This is a genomic window from Amycolatopsis azurea DSM 43854, from assembly GCF_001995215.1.
In the GTDB taxonomy this organism is placed as follows: domain Bacteria; phylum Actinomycetota; class Actinomycetes; order Mycobacteriales; family Pseudonocardiaceae; genus Amycolatopsis; species Amycolatopsis azurea.
The window spans coordinates 209,727-225,089 of the sequence record NZ_MUXN01000023.1; the positions used below are offsets into that span (position 1 = coordinate 209,727).

Below are 15,363 nucleotides of genomic sequence, written 5' to 3' on the forward strand. Positions count from 1 at the left end.
CGTACGGGCTCTCACCCACACGGGGACGAGACGGCCGGTTCCGGCGCGTTCCGCGGTACCACCCCGCTTGCCCGGCCGGTGGTGTTCCGGCTGGGCCGCTCATTCGACGGCTGTGACGGGCCGTACCCGTCCGGTTCTACTGGGGGCGCGGGCCCTGTTCTTCCGGAGGCTCCCCGGTGATGGCCGGATCGGTGCCAGTTGAGTCAAGGGTAGCGCGCGGGGGCAACCGGGTTGTCCGGGGTGGGCGGAAACCCGGAGGCGGCGGGCGGGCGCCGTGGTTAGGCTGCCGCCCGGCGGGAGGGTGATGGACACCGAAGAACAGTTGTGGCGCCAGATCCGGGTCACCGACCGGATGTGGGAGGGCGCGGGGCAGATCGCCGCGCTCGAGAAGGTGACGCGTCGGGTGGACGCGCTGGGGCTGACCGCGCATCGGCACGAGGCACGCGTCCGGCTGGCCACCGCGTACCTCCTCGGCGGCGAGCCCGCGAAGGTGTTCGAGCCGCTCTCGCGGTGCCTGGACTCCGGCGATCCCGAACTCCGGCCGGTGTTCGACTACCTGGCCGAGGCCTTCACCGAAGACCCGCGCGTTCCGCTCGCGGACACCCTCGCCGCGCTCGATGAGGGCGAACGTCTCTTCGGCCCGATGCCCGACAACCGCCTGATCGTCGCCTCGCATCTCGGCTCCGACGCGGACGTCCGGTACGAGGCCCCGCCGGAAAGCTCGCGGTGCGCCCAGTGCGACACCGGCCTGCGGATCGACCACCTCCTCCGGATCGGACACCTCGCCGACGCCGCCGAGCTCTTCTCCGACGAGGACTACTGCTCCCGGCAGCCTCACGCGATGCGCGCCGCGCTGATGCTCCCGTTCGTCCGGCTGGAGCGGCTCGACGACGCGGTGGAAGCGTTCCGGGAGTCCTATTCGGCTTTCTGGAGCGATCCTTCGGAGCTCGGCTCGCTGGCTCGGCACGTCGAATTCTGTGCGCGCACGGGGAATCCTTCCGCGGCTCGGAAATTGGTGGACCGGCACGGCGGATGGCGATCGACCCCGCTCGCGGAAATGGACTTCCACGCCGCGGCGGCTTTGGCGACGGGATCCGTTTTGGACCATGCCACCCGCGCGCTGGAGATCGCCGCGCGGTTCGACGCCCGCAACGGGAACTCCGCGCAGAGCGACCGGATCCGGGCACTCCTCGCCGCGGAACCGGTGCGGGGCTCGCTGGATCTGGGTCTCTCGTTGCTCCCGCGCACCAGGCAAATCGGCTCGGTGATCCTGATCTACCCGACGACCGTGGAGGAACTGGCTTCCCGGGCCGAACGCAAAGCGGACGATCCGGAGTTCGCGGCCGCGCTGTGGGAACGATTCGACGACCTGCTGCCGAATCCCGAAGGCGTCCTGCTCGCCCGCCGTCTCGCCGGTTCCGGCGATCTCGTCGAGGCGGCACGGGACGATCCCGGGACACGCGCGTTCCGCCGCGCCGCGCTGACCCTGGGGCAGGATCCCCCGCGCGCCTTGGCTCTGGCCCGTGAGGCCGTCGGCCTCTTCCAGTCGGAATGCGACTACGTGAACGCCGCCCGCGCCCGGCTGATGGCGGTCTGGATCCTCGCGTTCACCGGGGACCTTCAGGCCGCTCTCGACCTGAGCGGCGAGTGCGACGCCGTGGGCGGGAACCACGAGGTACAGGCCGAGATGCTGTACACCCACGGCAAGCTTTCGCAGGCACTCGGCGATCTCGACGAAGCCGCGTTCCGGTTGCTGATGGCCGCCGAAAGCTTCGGGTCCGCCGGGAACACCGCCGCACTCGGCCGGGTCCGCGCCGATCTCGCGGAGCTCTTCTTGACGATGGAGCGTTTCGAGGACGCCGCCGATGCCGCCGAAGAGGCTGTCGCACTGGATCCTGCTTCGCCGCGGGCGCGTGAGCTACTGGAACGGGCTTACCGGTCGCGGGCTTAGCTTTCGGGGGTCAAGCAGCTTCGAGATCAAGCAGCTTCGGGGATCAGGCGGACCAAGCCGACCCACGCGGCTTCGCCTTTCGTGTGGATGGCGCGAACGGTGAACCTTCCTTTCTCGATCTCGACGTACGCCTGCTCCGGCTTTCCGCCGGCGGGATACTCGACGCCCAGTTCCGCCCCCGCGGTCACCGAGTCCATGAGGACCGCGGGGCCGTCGGTTTCCCAAGGACCGCAGTCCTCCCACGGCGTGACGGGATCGGCGAGGAGTCGTTCGGCTTCGGCGAACAGGTCGTCCTCGGAGTCGGCCGCGAGCCAGCGGAGGAAGGCGCGGTGCTCCGGGAGGTAGCAAGTGGTGGCGGGTTCATCGCCGAGGACCAGGCCTGCCGCCGTGCCGATGGGGAGTGTGCCCGCGAGCGCGTTCACCGCGCAGGTAGATGTTCGGTCACGGCAAAGTCGTCTTCGCCGGAAGACCGTTCCACTACTGGTTGACGACACCGCATGGTCTTCGGGCGCTCAGATGCTCTTCGAGTTAAAGCTCGCGGACAATACGGATCCGCGACGCGACTCAAGCGCGGACGTGTAGGTCGTTATACAGGCGGCAGATCGGCCCATGTCCTCAGGTGCATGGTGTTACGCCGAGGTTGTCCGGTGGGGTCGAGGTAGGCAGGGGCGGTGAACTCCGGCAGGCCGTCCTGGGCGATCCGGACTTTCCACTCACTGTGATGGATCAGCCGATGGTGCTTGGTACAGAGCAGAACCAGGTTGTCGATTTTCGTTTCACCGTGGTGTCGCCAGAAAACGATGTGGTGAGCGGTACAGCGTGGGACTGGCATGTCGCAGCCGGGGAACGCGCAGCCTCCGTCGCGGATCGTCAACGCGTACTTCTGAGCCAAGGAGACGGTGCGTTTGGAGCGGCCGATGTCCAAGGGTTCGCCTGCGGTGCCGAGTACTCCGGGCCGGACGCGGGCGTCGCAGGCGAGGATCCGGGCATCGGTGGCGCTGATCGGCCCGACGAGATCGAGGTGAGCCTCGCCGAGGTCGTTGATCAAGTCCTCGTAGGACATGGTGACCAGGATGTGCGTGGCCTCCCCGGCCTGGCCGGGGAGGTTCCGGCTGGCGGTCTTCAACCGGACGTAGTCGGTGAAGGCGTCGCCATAGCGCTCGTCCTGCGTGCGGGAATCCCGCACCCCGTCGATCGCCTTGTGCGGCTTGGCCAACGGATCCAGATCCGACTTCAACCGGGCATACGTTTCGAGGTCCAAGGTGGCTTTCAGGCCGAGGGTGCCGTCGCGGTGTTTGACGAACCGCAACTCCGGCCGCACATCCTTCGGATCCTCATTACGGGGTTCTTTCCCATCGGGATCAAGCTTGTCCAACAGACGCCGCCCAGCCCGGGCGATGACACGGGGCCCGGCACGGCGGGCGAGGTCGACCAGGATCTTCTCACCGCCCCGCACCTCCTCTTCTGGCACGAAAGACGGGATGCGGGCCAGAGTGCGGATGATCGCGTCGATCTGCGAGCCACCGATCGCGCCTTCTGCGGCCGCCTCGGCGGTCAGAGGTGCGAGTGGCGGGACAGGATCACCGCCGATAGACGGGCCGGCATGCAGGGCGAGTACCCGATCCGCGCGGTCCTTGGCCTCCTTCTCCGTCACATGGAAGTCCTCGAAAATTATCCCCGCCAACGTCGAATGCCCGCTACATCCCCGAACCCCACGCACATTGATTTCCGCGAGAATCGCGTTCTGCTCGGCATCCAACTGACGCTTCAAGACTTCAAGTTCCTGCTTACGGGCATGCAACACAGCAGTGTCGACGCGCCACCACTCGGCGGGCGTCGTCTGAGGTCTGTCGCTGCTGGCCACGCCAACAACACTACCCGCAGTCGAACACCCGTTCTATAGCATATTCAGACTATATCGAAAGTTGGAGAAGGGTCACTCACCCGGTTTGCCGAACAGAGAACCCTCGGAGGGCTTTCTCTTCCTCAACAGGAAAATCCCGAAGAACAGCACCGTGAGCCCGAAAGAACAGAGCAGCAGGCCACCGATCTTCGCCTCGACGTCGGTGTCCATCTTGCGCGATTTGCTGGTGACGGCGTCCGGATCGACGATCCCCTGGATCCCGCCGAACAATAGGACCGCGGCGAGAAGGATCAAGACGATCCCACCGATGACGCGCTTGGCGGTACGGCGCGGCGGACCAGCGTCTTCGCCGTGATCAGGGGCGTTGGACTCTGACATGGGCCGCAACGTATCAAAGCCCGAGTTGCCGTCCCCGCCGCCGCATCTAGGTTGACGGTATGTCGATCTACGGGGTCCGATGAAAGGGCCCGGACTCCTCGTCGTCCTGCTGGTGGTCCTCGGCGGCGTCAGCGGACTCGGTTTCCTGCTGGGACTGGGCAACGCGGCCGTCCTGGCGGCGCTCACGGCGCTCTTCTGTCTCATGGCGGCGGTCGGCGGGCCGCTGTGGGCGGATCTGCGGCTGCTGGCGTGGTTCGCGCCCGCACTGATCCTCGCGGTCGGCGTGCCACGGCTGCTGGGAGCGGTGTCGCAGTGGGCGGCGATCGCGTTGCTGGTGGCGATCGTGGTCGTCGCCGGACTGCTGCCCGCGCTCGGGGCGCGGTTCGTCACGGTCGGGCTGGGGCTCGGGATGGCGTCGCTGTTCGGGTACGGCTTCCAGCTGACGGGGACGGCGTCGGCGGGGCAGATCCTGGGCGCGCCGGCGCTCGCGGTGGGCGTAGTGCTCCTGCTGCGCGTCCTGATGGGCGCGAAGGACCCGGCCAAGCCGACCCGGGAAGCGCTGGCCGACGCACTAGCGTCGAGTACCTCCGAAACGCAGGAACGCGCGGCGAAGCTGTGGCTCGCGGACCGGCCACGTCGCTGGACGGGCAGGGTTCTCGGCGGTACGTTCCGCTACCGCGCGGCCTCCGGCTTGCTCGAGATCCGCCGGAAACGGCTGAACCACGACGAAATCGGCGAAACGCTCGACGCGGCCAGGGAAGAGGCTATCAGGCTCGCCGAGGCCGTACGAAGCACCACAGCGCCGGACCACGTCGAACCTGTGCGGCGCAGGGAACCCGCGGAGCTACCCGGCGCCACGGCCAGGCTCGTCGCCGCGCTCTGGGATTCTCTCGACACCATCCGGGCCGCGGCGACCGAACGCGACGAGTCGCGTGTGGACGTTCCGAAAGGACTCCGTAAGGAAGTGCGCCGGATCGAGTTGAGCGGCACGTTCTCCTGGCGGTCACCGCAGTTCCGGCACGCGCTCCGCTGCGGTCTCGGGCTGGCGTTGGCGCTCGTGGTCGCGAGTTTCCGGCCAGGCGACCCGCTCACCGTGTCCTTCCTGCTGGGCACTTTCGCCATCATGCAGCCGGAATGGCGCGACAGCCTCAGCAAGGCCTGGCAGCGCATCGGCGGCTCACTCGGCGGCGCCGTCGTGCTCACCCTCGTCCTTTGGCTTCTGCCGCAAGGGTTTCTGCTGCCGATCGGCCTTGTCGCGTTGCTGGGCGGGTTTTCGTTCATGCAGACGCGCCCGGCGGTGTTCAACGGCTGCATGGTCCTGATGTCGGTCGGCATGAACGCGACCACCAGACACCTCGACCCGCGTTACGTGCTCGTGGAGTACCTGCTCCTGATGGTCCTCGCCGGCGCCATCGCCCTGCTGTTCGGTTTCGCCGCGATTCCCGGTGTGCCGAAACCCGGCCCGGCGGAACGGTTCGAGAGCGCCGTCGACGCCACTCGCGTGCTGCTCGGCTCGGTGGGGCGCAAACTGCGCGGCGAGGACGTCGACCCGCGCACACTCGGCCGCGAGTTCCGGACCGCCGCCGTCGCGCACCACGGTCTGCTCGCCGCGGAGCCGGGCACGAAGGAACCCGCGCCAGGACAACGGGAGTCGCTGGAGAACGCCGCCGAGGCCTTGCGCGGCTTGTCCGTGACGGCGTCGTCGCTCTTGCTGCTGTCCGGACCGGCCGACGTCGCGGACGCCGTCGACGAGGCGGCGCGCACGCTCGGCACCGAGGAGACGGCGGAGATTCCGGCGCCGCGGGGCGCCGACGACGAACAGCGCCTGGTGCTCGACATGATCGCCGCGGACGTGGTCGCCGTCGGCGAAGCGGCTCAGACGCTGAGGAGCGCCTAGCTGTCCGCCTTGGTCTTGTCGCGGTGCTGCCCGGCGATCTCGGCGTCGGGCGTGCACAGCGCGCACGGGGTGAACCCGAGCTGCCGTGCCTCGCCGATACCCAGCGGGATGGTGTCGCGGGCGTCGAGCCATTCGCACGAAGTCACGTGATAGCGCGGGTACTCGTCGACGACGACGACCTCGGTCTCGAGTTCGGAGACGATCGCCACGTCCTCGGGATCGCTCTTCTCCTCGCCGGGATCACCGGTGCGCTGCGGCTCCGCCGCCTCTTCGGTGCCGTCGAGTTCACCCGCGGCGGGCATCAGAACGGTCTGCTCCGCGTCCTCGGATTTTTTTTCGTCGCCCGCGTCACTCTTTTCGGCCGCTGTCGAATCATCGGCCTCCTCCGAGTCTTCGGCGTCGGTCTGCTCGGAGTCGGCGCCGGCCTCGGCCTCGCGCTTCTTCCGGCGGCGCAGCCAGTCGAAGACGAGCAGCAACCCGGCGACGACGGAGAGACCGATGGAGATCCAGGCCCACAGGGAGTTCGCGGTGATGAGCGCCGCGACGAGCAGCCCCAGAGCCGCCAGTACCAGTACCAGGACGATGTAGAGCACGGTGAATTACAACACGAGCGGCAAGCGAAACGGCCCCGACCCTCCGGAGAGTGCCGAGGCCGTTCCACTGAGTAGAAAATTCAAGCAGGGTGAAAACTCGGGCCGGTGAAAATCAGCCCGCTTCGGCCCGAGGGCCGAACGAGTAGCCCTGTCCGCCGCCCGAGGACGACGCCGGCTGCCCCGAGTTCGTCGAGGACGCCGACGCGGGAGCGGCCGAACCGCGGTCGTCGAGCTCACGCAGCTGGGACTCGAGGAACCCACGCAGCCTCGTGCGGTATTCCCGCTCGATCGTGCGCAGCTCTTCGATCTTCTTGCCCAGCGAGCCCTTCTCCGCGTTCATGTTGTTCATGGTCTCGGTGTACTTGCGCTGAGCCTCGCGCTCCATGGTCGTCGCCTTGTCGCGCGCCTGGCGCTCCAAGGTCTCGGCACGGGTCCGCGCGTCGTTCAGCATGGTCTCGGCGCGGGTGCGCGCCTCGTTGACCATCGAGTCCGACTTCGACCGCGCGTCCGACAGCAGCTGCTCGGACTTGGTCCGGGCTTCGGCGAGCATGCCGTCCGACTCGGTCTTGGCCTCGGCGGTGAGCCTGTCCGCCATTTCCTGCGCCAGCCCGAGCACCTTCGCGGCCTGGACGTTGGGCTCCCCGTTGTCCGGCACCATCGAGTGGGCCTGGGTCTGCTCCATCGCCGACTGCGGCGGCGGCACCGGCGCGAGGCGGCGCGACGGCTCGTCGCGTACCTGCGGCGGCGGGCCGACGGCGCCGGCCTTGGCGTTCTCGAGCTCACCACGGGTGGTCTCGAGCTCGTTGTCGAGCTGTTCGACCTGCTGCCGCAGCTCGTTGTTGTCCTCGATCAACCGGGCAAGCTCGGTCTCCACCAGGTCGAGGAACGCGTCCACCTCGTCCTCGTTGTAGCCCCTTTTGCCTATGGGCGGCTTGCTGAACGCGACGTTATGCACGTCAGCGGGGGTCAACGACATCAGATCACCTCACGCACTCCATGGCCTGCAGGTCCACCCGGGCTTCCCCGAAAATCACCCTGGCGTTGCCAGCTGCATCGCGAAGAACACAACCAACAGCAGCACCATAATCGATAAGTCCAGTCCGACGCCGCCGATTCGTACGGTCGGGATGATTCGTCTGAACAGACGAACCGGTGGGTCGGTCACTGTGTAGATGGTCTCGAGCGTTACCGCAACCCCTCCGGCAGGACGCCACTCGCGAGCGAAAGCACGCACGAGTTCGACGACGATCCGTGCCGTCAGCAGGAGCCAGAAGGCGAACAGCACGTACCAGACGACCAGCAACACAGCATTCACGTAACCACTCTGCCATGTCCCGCGTCAAAAGACGCAGTTGACGGGCCCGAGATGCCGATGAGTCGACAAAATCACATCCGGCTGCGCTCAGCGGTCACCGGGTGATCAGCCGCGCAGGAATAATCCGCCTTCGGCAATCCGCCGACGGTCCTCCGCGGTGACGTCCACATCGGGCGGTGAGAGAAGGAACACCTTGTTGGTGACCTTGTCCATCGACCCGCGCAACGCGAACGCGAGCCCCGCGGCGAAGTCGACGAGACGCTTCGCGTCCGCGTTCTCCATCTCCGTGAGGTTCATGATCACCGGGATGCCCTCCCGGTAGTGCTCCCCGATCGCGCGCGCCTCGGCGTAGCTCGTCGGGTGCAGCGTGGTGATCCGGCTCAACGGGTCGCGCACCGCGGCCCGGACCGGTTCGGTGACCGGACGGAGCCGCGCGACCGGCTCCGGCTGACGGTCCATCGCCAAGGCCCCGTGGACCGCCGGCTCCGGACTGGCCACGGAGCGTGACCGAGGCCGGGGCGCGGGCTCGTCATAAGTGTCGTCGACGTCCCGGTAACGTCCACCCCGTGACCGGGCCGGTGGCTCGTCGTCGTAGTCGTACTCGTCTTCGGCATATTCCTTTGGGGCGTACCCTCGCCGGTAGTCATCCTCGACGTCGTAGCCGTCTTCGTCCGCGGGCACCATCCCGAAGTAGGCCTTCAGCTTCTGCAGCGCGCTCATGCCTCTCCCTAGCCTTAGCCGCGTCCCGCACCGTGCTCCCCCGCCCTCGCCGCCACTCCCCGTAACGACGAGACGGTATTCCCTAGGGCGAGGCTAAACCGCGTCCACCGAGCAACGCGGTTCCGACACGCACACAGGTCGAGCCGTGCGCGATCGCCTGCTCGAGATCATTGCTCATTCCGGCGGAGATCTCACGGGCATTTGGGTGATCTTCCCGTAGACGCTCCGACGCACGAGCGAGCTTCTCGAACGCCTCTGCGGGGTCAGTACCCAGCGGAGCCACCGCCATAAGCCCTCCGAGGCGAATATCACCCACATGGGCTATCCGCTCCGCCAGTTGGCCTATTTCGCTCACCCGAGTGCCCCCGCGTTTCGGATCGTCATCGAGACTTACTTGAATGAGGACGTCCAACGGGTGATCGCGTTGCCCGGAATCGAGCGCCGACCTGGTGGCTTTCGCGAGCGCGTCGGCCAGGCGCTCGGAGTCGACGGACTGGACCTCGTCGGCCCAGCGCACCACTGATTTGGCCTTGTTCCGCTGCAGGCTGCCGACCATGTGCCAGCGAATCGGGGCGTCCGGGCGCAACCCGGCGACCTCTTCGGCCTTCGCCCCCGCCTCCTGATCGCGGTTCTCGGCGAGGTCGAGCGCGCCGAGGTCGGCGAGCAGAGCGGCGTCGAGCGCCGGGAACGTCTTGGTGACCGCGAGCAGTTTGACCTCGTCGCGCGCCCGGCCCGCCGCCTTGCATGCGGCGCCGATCCGCTCTTCCACTTCGGCAAGGGAAGCGGCTAATTCCCCCTTGCGGGCCATGTTCATGCCGCCTCCCCGGGAAAAAGCACGTCGGCGGTACTCACGACGCGTCCAGCCACGTGATCCCCGCGATCCGGCCCGTGGTGCCGTCGCGGCGGAAGCTGAACAGCGTCTTGTCTTCGTTGGTACACCGCGGATCGACGCCGATCTTGCCGACGCCGAGGTCGGCCAGTTGCCGCCAGAGGCCGGCGCGCAGGTCGAGCCCGGGTGTGCCCTTCCGGGTTTTGCAGGCACTGCCGGGAACGTGCTTTTCGACGTCGGCGGCCATGTCGGCCGGGACTTCGTAGCAGTCACCACAGATCGCGGGCCCGAGGAGCGCTTCGGTCCGGGCCGGCTCGGCGCCGAGCGAGCGCATCGCTTCGATCGCGGCGGGGACGACGCCGACCCTGGCGCCGACGCGGCCCGCGTGAACGGCGGCGACGACACCGGCTTCGGCGTCGGCCAGCAACAGAGGCACGCAATCGGCGACGAGCACCACGAGCGCGAGACCTGTCTGAGCGGTCACGAGCGCGTCGGTCGCTTCGGCGGCGGAGGTCTCCGAACCGTCGACGACGGTGGCGGTGCGGCCGTGGACCTGCTCCATCCACGCCAGCCTGTCCTCGGTCAGGCCGAGTTCGGTGGCGAGACGTTTGCGGTTGGCGTAGACGTCGCCCGCGTCGTCGCCGACGTGATCACCGAGGTTGAAGGTGTCGTAAGGCGGCCGGGAAGCCCCGCCCGCCCTTGTCGTGACAACCCGCCGTACCCGCACGAATTCCTCCTAGACCTGAGTGAAGGCCCCCTCGACTGTAGTCAAGGAGGCCTTCACGGAACGTACTGGCGAGCTACCGCCGCATGAACGGGGGAACGTCGACCTCGTCGTCCGACGGGTCGTCGTGCACCGGGGTGGCGCGACCGGGCAGGCTGCCGTGGGTCGAGTTCGACCCGATCGGGGAGTAGCCGCGCGAACCGCCGCCGGGCTGCGGGAGCCCGCCGGACAGCGAGCCGTTGCCCTCGTTACGGGCGGACGGCATCGGCGAGTGCGTGCGCGGCGGCGCGACCGGGTAGCCGTTGGAACCGGTCGACGGCACCGGCGTGGCACCCGAAGGCGGGCTCTGCACCGGCGTCGCCCCGCCACCGTTGACCTGGCCCGCCTGTGCGGACGCGGTCGAGTTCGCGCGAGAGCCGAACGTCGACGGGTCGAGCTTCTTGTGGGTCGGCGTCCCGGCGTCGAAACCGGCCGCGATCACGGTGACCCGGACCTCATCGCCGAGCGAGTCGTCGATGATCGTCCCGAAGATGATGTTGGCGTCGGGGTGCGCGGACTCCTGCACCAGCGACGCGGCCTCGTTGATCTCGAACAGGCCGAGGTCCGACCCGCCCGCGATCGACAGCAGCGCGCCGTGCGCCCCGTCCATCGAGGCTTCCAGCAGCGGCGAGTTGATCGCCTTCTCCGCCGCCTGGATCGCCCGGCCCTCGCCGCGCGCCGAGCCGATGCCCATCAGCGCGGAGCCCGCGCCGGACATGACGCTCTTGACGTCGGCGAAGTCCAGGTTGATCAGACCCGGCGTGGTGATCAGATCGGTGATGCCCTGGACACCCGAAAGCAGCACCTCGTCGGCCGAGCGGAACGCGTCCATCAGCGAGACGCCGATGTCGCCCAGCTGCAGCAGCCGGTCGTTCGGGATCACGATGAGCGTGTCGCATTCGTTGCGCAGCTGCTGGATGCCCTCTTCGGCCTGCTTGCTGCGGCGCTTGCCTTCGAAGGTGAACGGGCGGGTGACGACGCCGATGGTCAGCGCGCCGAGCTTCCGCGCGATCTGGGCGACGACGGGCGCGCCACCGGTGCCGGTGCCACCACCCTCGCCCGCGGTCACGAACACCATGTCGGCGCCCTTGATGACCTCTTCGATCTCTTCGCGGTGGTCCTCGGCGGCCTTCTGCCCCACCTCGGGGGCGGCGCCGGCACCGAGGCCGCGGGTCAGTTCCCGGCCGATGTCGAGCTTGACGTCGGCGTCGGACATGAGCAGTGCCTGTGCGTCGGTGTTCACCGCGATGAACTCGACACCCTTGAGGCCGACCTCGATCATGCGGTTCACGGCGTTCACTCCGCCGCCGCCGATACCGACGACCTTGATCACCGCAAGGTAGTTGTGCGGGGGCGTCATCGGAGCCGCCTTCCTGATCGTGTGTGCTCGTGCTGCCCGCCGGTCGCTGAGCCTGTGCCGAACCCTCGAGCTGAAGTTCAGATTGAGAGTTATGTCAACTGCCGACGTTGAAGCAGGACGGTATGCACCAGGCAGGCTCGAATCCAGTAGCCACGCCGTGTGTCGCAAAGGTGTTTTGCCACAACATGTTCGCGGGCGCAAGAGCGAGACCCGGTCGCAGCGGCGAACGGCGGCCTGGTACAAGCGAAGATCAGGTCGGCATGGACATGACCATGACGACGTCCTTCGACGGCGATCCGGTCGGTGATCCGCCCGCCTGTTCGACGCTGAGCGCGAACTTCTCGGCACCGGCGAGCCCGTCGGCGACCAGCAGCGCACCGTCCTGACCACCGGAAATGAGCCCGGCGGGCTTGGGCGCGGTGCCCGGGTACATGAGCCAGGCCTGGTACGTCCGGCCCGGATCGTTTTTCGGCAGCTGCGCCGCCATGAAGACGAGCCGGTCCTTCGCGCGCGACATCATCACGGTCCCGCCGCCCCCGGCGGAGGTCTCGGCGTGCCCGGTCCGCAGATCGATGGCCGCGAGGACGTCGGCGACCGGGGCGTACCGGTCCGCGTACTGCGCGGCGCGTTCCCGCGCGGCGGTCAGCTGCGTGTGGTTCTCGTACGCGATACCGCCGAACACGGCGGTGCCCGCCAGCCCGACCACCGCCGCCGCGGCCGCGGCGATCGCCCAGCGCGGAGCGCGGCGCCGGTCCTTGAAACGTTCACCGGTCCCGGACCGCGTCTTCGGCGGCACCTGCCTGGTAGCCATCGCCTCCGCGAGCACCCGGCGCTTGAGCTCGGGCGGCGGGTCCTCGGCCATCGCGGCGCCGAGCCGGGTGGCGGTCATCTGGAGTTCGAGGACCTCCTGCGCGCACGAAGCGCACTCCCCGAGGTGCCGCTGGAACTGGGCACGCTCCACTTCGGACAGCGCGTCGACGGCGTAGGCCCCCGTGAGCGTGTGCATTTCGGGCATGGTCATGCCGTCACCCCCAAACAGTCCCGGAGCCTGATCAGGCCGTCCCGGAGACGGGTCTTGATGGTTCCGTGCGGGGTCTGCAGCACCTCTGCGACCTCGCGATAGGTGTAGCCCTGGTAGTAGGCGAGCAGCACGGATTCCCGTTGCAGCTCGGTGAGGCTCGTCAGGCACCGCCGCACCTGCGAACGTTCCCAGCGGGCCGCGACCGCCTCGGCCACCTCGTCGAAGGGCCGGGCGCGGGCGGCCTCGAAGGTCGCCTTGACCTCACGGTCCGAACTGGCCCGTGCCGACCGGACACGGTCGACGGCGCGGCGGTGCGCGAGCGTCATGGCCCAGTTCAGCGCGCTCCCCCGCTCCGGGGAGTAGCGCGTGGCGGTGCGCCACAGCTCCACCATGACCTCCTGGGTGACCTCTTCGGACTGTGCGGCGTCACGCAGGATGCGCCGCACCAGGCCGAGGACCGGGCCCGCGAGCCGGTCGTACAAGGCGTCGAAGGCCCGCTCGTCCCCCTTGGCGACCCGGACGAGCAGGTCCTCGGCCGTCGGGCCCTGCGGTTCGTCGTCGGGAACGGGCGCCATCCGGCGGGGACGTGCCGATTCATCCATCAAGTCTGCCTCCGGCCGTCTGCGGCGTCCGCGGGGTCATCGGCGCCTTCTTCACCCACAGTTTGATCCCATGCCGCCGGATCAGCGCGGAGACCCGGTGCGGCATGAGCGGACGGGTGATCAGCAGCCGCACCAGCCACCTGGTGGTGGCCGGTCGCCGCACCCCGCGCAACGACGCGGTCAGCGGTGTCGTGTCCCCCTGGCGGAGGGCGATCTTGACCGAGAGCAGAGACTCCGGCTTCGGCACCTCCATCCGGTACTCGCCGTCCATCGACTGGAACGGCGAGACGTAGAACTCCTTGTCCGCGAAGGCGTTCCCGGCCGCGTCGGGCCGCAGGAGATACGCGTGCCTGCCCCGGTAGGTGTTGTGGACCTCGGCGACGACGCATTCGAGTCCGCCGTCCGGCCGATGGCACCAGTAGAGGGAGATCGGATTGAAGTTGTGCCCGAGCACCCGCGCGCCGGCGAGCATCAGCACCCGGCCGCCCTGAAGGTCCACGCCGCGAGCCGCGAGCCAGCGGTCCAATTTGGACCGGATGCTGGAGGTGTCCCCGGGTGCGAAGTGGTCTCGCGGGTCGAAGCGGGCGAAGGGGCGAAGCCACCACGGCAGCTTCGGCAGCCTGTCGAGGTCGACGAACCACAGATAGACGCGGTGGGCGAACGAGATCGGCGGATCGTTGCGCCGGACGTGCGCCACCGTCGAGTCGTAGAGGACGGCCATGGCGGTCACCATCGCACCCCGAAGCTCTCGGCCGCGCGGACACCGGACGCGCAACCGTCCTCATGGAACCCCCAGCCGTGGTACGCGCCGGCGAAGGCGACCGTGCCGTCGTTGAGTTCGGGCAGACGGCGCTGGGCGGCCACGGAACCGGGCGTGTAGACGGGGTGCTCGTAGGTCATCCTGGCCAGCACCGAACCGTCGTCGGGGGCGGTGCCGGGATTGAGCGTGACGACGTAGCCGGTCGGCTCGTCGAGCCGCATCAGGCGGTTCATGTCGTAGGAGACCTGCACCGCGCCCGCGTTCGCGCCGCAGGCGGGGGTGGCGTAGTTCCAGCCCGCCCGCGCCGACTCGGCCGTCGGGAGCACGCCGGTGTCGGTGTGCAGCCACGCCTCATTACTGGAGTACCGGAACGAGCCGAGGACGTCGCGTTCGGCGTCGGTCGGCGCCGCGAGCAGCTTCAGCGCCTGGTCCGCGTGCGTGGCCAGGACGACCTTGTCGAGGCGGTGCCGGGTGTCGGCGTCGTCGCGGACTTCGATCCCCCGGCCGACGCGCTTGACCGAGCGGACCGGTGTCGACAGGTGGACGGCGGTCAGCTGCTTGGCGGCGAGGTCGACGTACTCGCGGGAGCCGCCGACGACGGTGCGCCACCTCGGCGACCCGCCGACCGACAGCATCCCGTGGTTGCGCAGGAACTCGAACAGGTAGCGCGCGGGGTACTGGAGCGTGTCGGTCCGGTCCGCCGACCAGACGGTCGAGACCACCGGGAGCATGAAGTGGTCGACGAAGTACTTCGTGTACCCGCCGATCGCGAGGAACGCGCCGAGCGTGACGTCTCCGGCCTCGGGCGATTCGAGGACGCGCTTCGCGTGCCGGTGGAAGCGCTTGACGTCGGCGAGCATCCGCAGGTAGCGCCCGCGGGCGACGTTGCGAGGCTGCGCGAACAGGCCTTTCAGCCCCTTGGCCCCGGCGTACTGGAGGCCGCAGCCGTCACAGCGGATGCTCATGGACATCTCGGTGTCGCGGGTGGTGACGCCGAGTTCGCCGAACAGGCGCAGCAGATTCGGGTAGGTGCGCTCGTTGTGCACGATGAACCCGGAGTCGACGCCGACGGTGCCGCCGTGCGCGCTCGGGACGTCGTGGGTGTGCGCGTGCCCGCCCAGCCTGTCGTCGGCTTCGAACAACAGCACTTCATAACGGCGTTGCAGCAGGTAGGCGGCCGTGAGGCCGGCCACGCCGCTGCCGATGACTCCGATGCGTAGACCCTTGGTGTGCACGAACGGGATTCGGAACAGGGGCCGGACCGGATTGGACCGGGTGAACCGGGGCATCACACGACCCATCCTTTTCCT

Annotated in this window: 16 protein-coding genes; 2 read left to right on the forward strand and 14 right to left on the reverse strand. The window is 68.5% G+C overall.

Features of this window, described 5'->3' with window-relative positions; translation table 11 throughout:
- Positions 1-304 precede the first annotated feature (304 nt).
- Positions 305-1,951, forward strand: a complete 1,647-nt coding sequence (locus tag B0293_RS29410; RefSeq protein ID WP_005155166.1) for a hypothetical protein — start codon at positions 305-307, stop codon at positions 1,949-1,951.
- 26 nt (positions 1,952-1,977) lie between these two features.
- Here B0293_RS29410 and B0293_RS29415 read toward each other — a convergent pair whose 3' ends face one another.
- The 3 genes from B0293_RS29415 to B0293_RS29425 form a co-directional block, all read right to left on the reverse strand.
- A complete protein-coding gene (locus B0293_RS29415) occupies positions 1,978-2,445 on the reverse strand; it encodes an Imm21 family immunity protein (RefSeq protein ID WP_077241419.1) in 468 nt (155 codons plus the stop codon).
- A gap of 92 nt (positions 2,446-2,537) precedes the next feature.
- Positions 2,538-3,815: an HNH endonuclease signature motif containing protein gene (locus B0293_RS29420; protein ID WP_039916931.1), complete on the reverse strand. Its 1,278-nt coding sequence runs from the start codon at positions 3,813-3,815 to the stop codon at positions 2,538-2,540.
- 72 nt (positions 3,816-3,887) lie between these two features.
- The gene (locus tag B0293_RS29425; protein WP_039916933.1) at positions 3,888-4,193 is read right to left on the reverse strand and encodes a hypothetical protein; all 306 of its coding nucleotides are present in this window, start codon (positions 4,191-4,193) and stop codon (positions 3,888-3,890) included.
- 79 nt (positions 4,194-4,272) lie between these two features.
- Here B0293_RS29425 and B0293_RS29430 point away from each other — a divergent pair, with 79 nt between their 5' ends.
- On the forward strand, positions 4,273-6,090 hold the full coding sequence (locus B0293_RS29430) for an FUSC family protein (RefSeq protein ID WP_005155174.1): 1,818 nt from the start codon (positions 4,273-4,275) through the stop codon (positions 6,088-6,090).
- Here the strand turns inward: B0293_RS29430 and B0293_RS29435 are convergent.
- The 11 genes from B0293_RS29435 to B0293_RS29485 form a co-directional block, all read right to left on the reverse strand.
- On the reverse strand, positions 6,087-6,683 hold the full coding sequence (locus B0293_RS29435; protein ID WP_005155175.1) for a hypothetical protein: 597 nt from the start codon (positions 6,681-6,683) through the stop codon (positions 6,087-6,089). The genes B0293_RS29430 and B0293_RS29435 overlap by 4 nt on opposite strands.
- 112 nt (positions 6,684-6,795) lie before the next feature.
- A complete protein-coding gene (wag31, locus tag B0293_RS29440; RefSeq protein ID WP_005155178.1) occupies positions 6,796-7,659 on the reverse strand; it encodes a DivIVA-like cell division protein Wag31 in 864 nt (287 codons plus the stop codon).
- Positions 7,660-7,713: 54 nt separating this feature from the next.
- The gene (locus tag B0293_RS29445; RefSeq protein ID WP_005155180.1) at positions 7,714-7,989 is read right to left on the reverse strand and encodes a YggT family protein; all 276 of its coding nucleotides are present in this window, start codon (positions 7,987-7,989) and stop codon (positions 7,714-7,716) included.
- Between the two features lie 114 nt (positions 7,990-8,103).
- Positions 8,104-8,718 carry a cell division protein SepF gene (locus B0293_RS29450; RefSeq protein WP_005155186.1) on the reverse strand — a complete coding sequence of 205 codons (615 nt, stop codon included), beginning with the start codon at positions 8,716-8,718 and terminating at the stop codon, positions 8,104-8,106.
- 82 nt (positions 8,719-8,800) lie between these two features.
- Positions 8,801-9,532 (reverse strand): YggS family pyridoxal phosphate-dependent enzyme, encoded by a 732-nt coding sequence (locus tag B0293_RS29455; RefSeq protein WP_005155187.1) that lies wholly within the window; start codon positions 9,530-9,532, stop codon positions 8,801-8,803.
- A 34-nt stretch (positions 9,533-9,566) separates the two neighbouring features.
- A complete protein-coding gene (pgeF, locus tag B0293_RS29460; RefSeq protein WP_005155188.1) occupies positions 9,567-10,274 on the reverse strand; it encodes a peptidoglycan editing factor PgeF in 708 nt (235 codons plus the stop codon).
- A gap of 73 nt (positions 10,275-10,347) precedes the next feature.
- Positions 10,348-11,670, reverse strand: a complete 1,323-nt coding sequence (ftsZ, locus tag B0293_RS29465) for a cell division protein FtsZ (protein WP_005155196.1) — start codon at positions 11,668-11,670, stop codon at positions 10,348-10,350.
- A gap of 250 nt (positions 11,671-11,920) precedes the next feature.
- Positions 11,921-12,691: an anti-sigma factor gene (locus tag B0293_RS29470; protein WP_005155197.1), complete on the reverse strand. Its 771-nt coding sequence runs from the start codon at positions 12,689-12,691 to the stop codon at positions 11,921-11,923.
- Entirely contained in the window at positions 12,688-13,293 is a 606-nt protein-coding gene (sigK, locus tag B0293_RS29475) for an ECF RNA polymerase sigma factor SigK (protein ID WP_005155199.1), read from the reverse strand. The genes B0293_RS29470 and sigK overlap by 4 nt, the downstream gene beginning before the upstream one ends.
- Complete coding sequence (locus B0293_RS29480; RefSeq protein WP_039916939.1) at positions 13,286-14,026, reverse strand: DUF1365 domain-containing protein; 741 nt, start codon at positions 14,024-14,026, stop codon at positions 13,286-13,288. The genes sigK and B0293_RS29480 overlap by 8 nt, the downstream gene beginning before the upstream one ends.
- Positions 14,020-15,342: an NAD(P)/FAD-dependent oxidoreductase gene (locus B0293_RS29485; protein WP_245191914.1), complete on the reverse strand. Its 1,323-nt coding sequence runs from the start codon at positions 15,340-15,342 to the stop codon at positions 14,020-14,022. The genes B0293_RS29480 and B0293_RS29485 overlap by 7 nt, the downstream gene beginning before the upstream one ends.
- Between the last annotated feature and the right edge of the window lie 21 nt (positions 15,343-15,363).

What these genes read in the sequence shown, in the direction of transcription:
- B0293_RS29410 (WP_005155166.1), top strand. Translation starts at nt 305, where the DNA reads ATGGACACCGAAGAACAGTTGTGGCGCCAGATCCGGGTCACCGACCGG.
- B0293_RS29425 (WP_039916933.1), bottom strand. Translation starts at nt 4,193, where the DNA reads ATGTCAGAGTCCAACGCCCCTGATCACGGCGAAGACGCTGGTCCGCCG.
- B0293_RS29430 (WP_005155174.1), top strand. Translation starts at nt 4,273, where the DNA reads ATGAAAGGGCCCGGACTCCTCGTCGTCCTGCTGGTGGTCCTCGGCGGC.
- wag31 (WP_005155178.1), bottom strand. Translation starts at nt 7,659, where the DNA reads ATGTCGTTGACCCCCGCTGACGTGCATAACGTCGCGTTCAGCAAGCCG.
- B0293_RS29450 (WP_005155186.1), bottom strand. Translation starts at nt 8,718, where the DNA reads ATGAGCGCGCTGCAGAAGCTGAAGGCCTACTTCGGGATGGTGCCCGCG.
- B0293_RS29455 (WP_005155187.1), bottom strand. Translation starts at nt 9,532, where the DNA reads ATGAACATGGCCCGCAAGGGGGAATTAGCCGCTTCCCTTGCCGAAGTG.
- ftsZ (WP_005155196.1), bottom strand. Translation starts at nt 11,670, where the DNA reads ATGACGCCCCCGCACAACTACCTTGCGGTGATCAAGGTCGTCGGTATC.
- B0293_RS29470 (WP_005155197.1), bottom strand. Translation starts at nt 12,691, where the DNA reads ATGACCATGCCCGAAATGCACACGCTCACGGGGGCCTACGCCGTCGAC.
- sigK (WP_005155199.1), bottom strand. Translation starts at nt 13,293, where the DNA reads ATGGATGAATCGGCACGTCCCCGCCGGATGGCGCCCGTTCCCGACGAC.
- B0293_RS29480 (WP_039916939.1), bottom strand. Translation starts at nt 14,026, where the DNA reads ATGGTGACCGCCATGGCCGTCCTCTACGACTCGACGGTGGCGCACGTC.
- B0293_RS29485 (WP_245191914.1), bottom strand. Translation starts at nt 15,342, where the DNA reads ATGCCCCGGTTCACCCGGTCCAATCCGGTCCGGCCCCTGTTCCGAATC.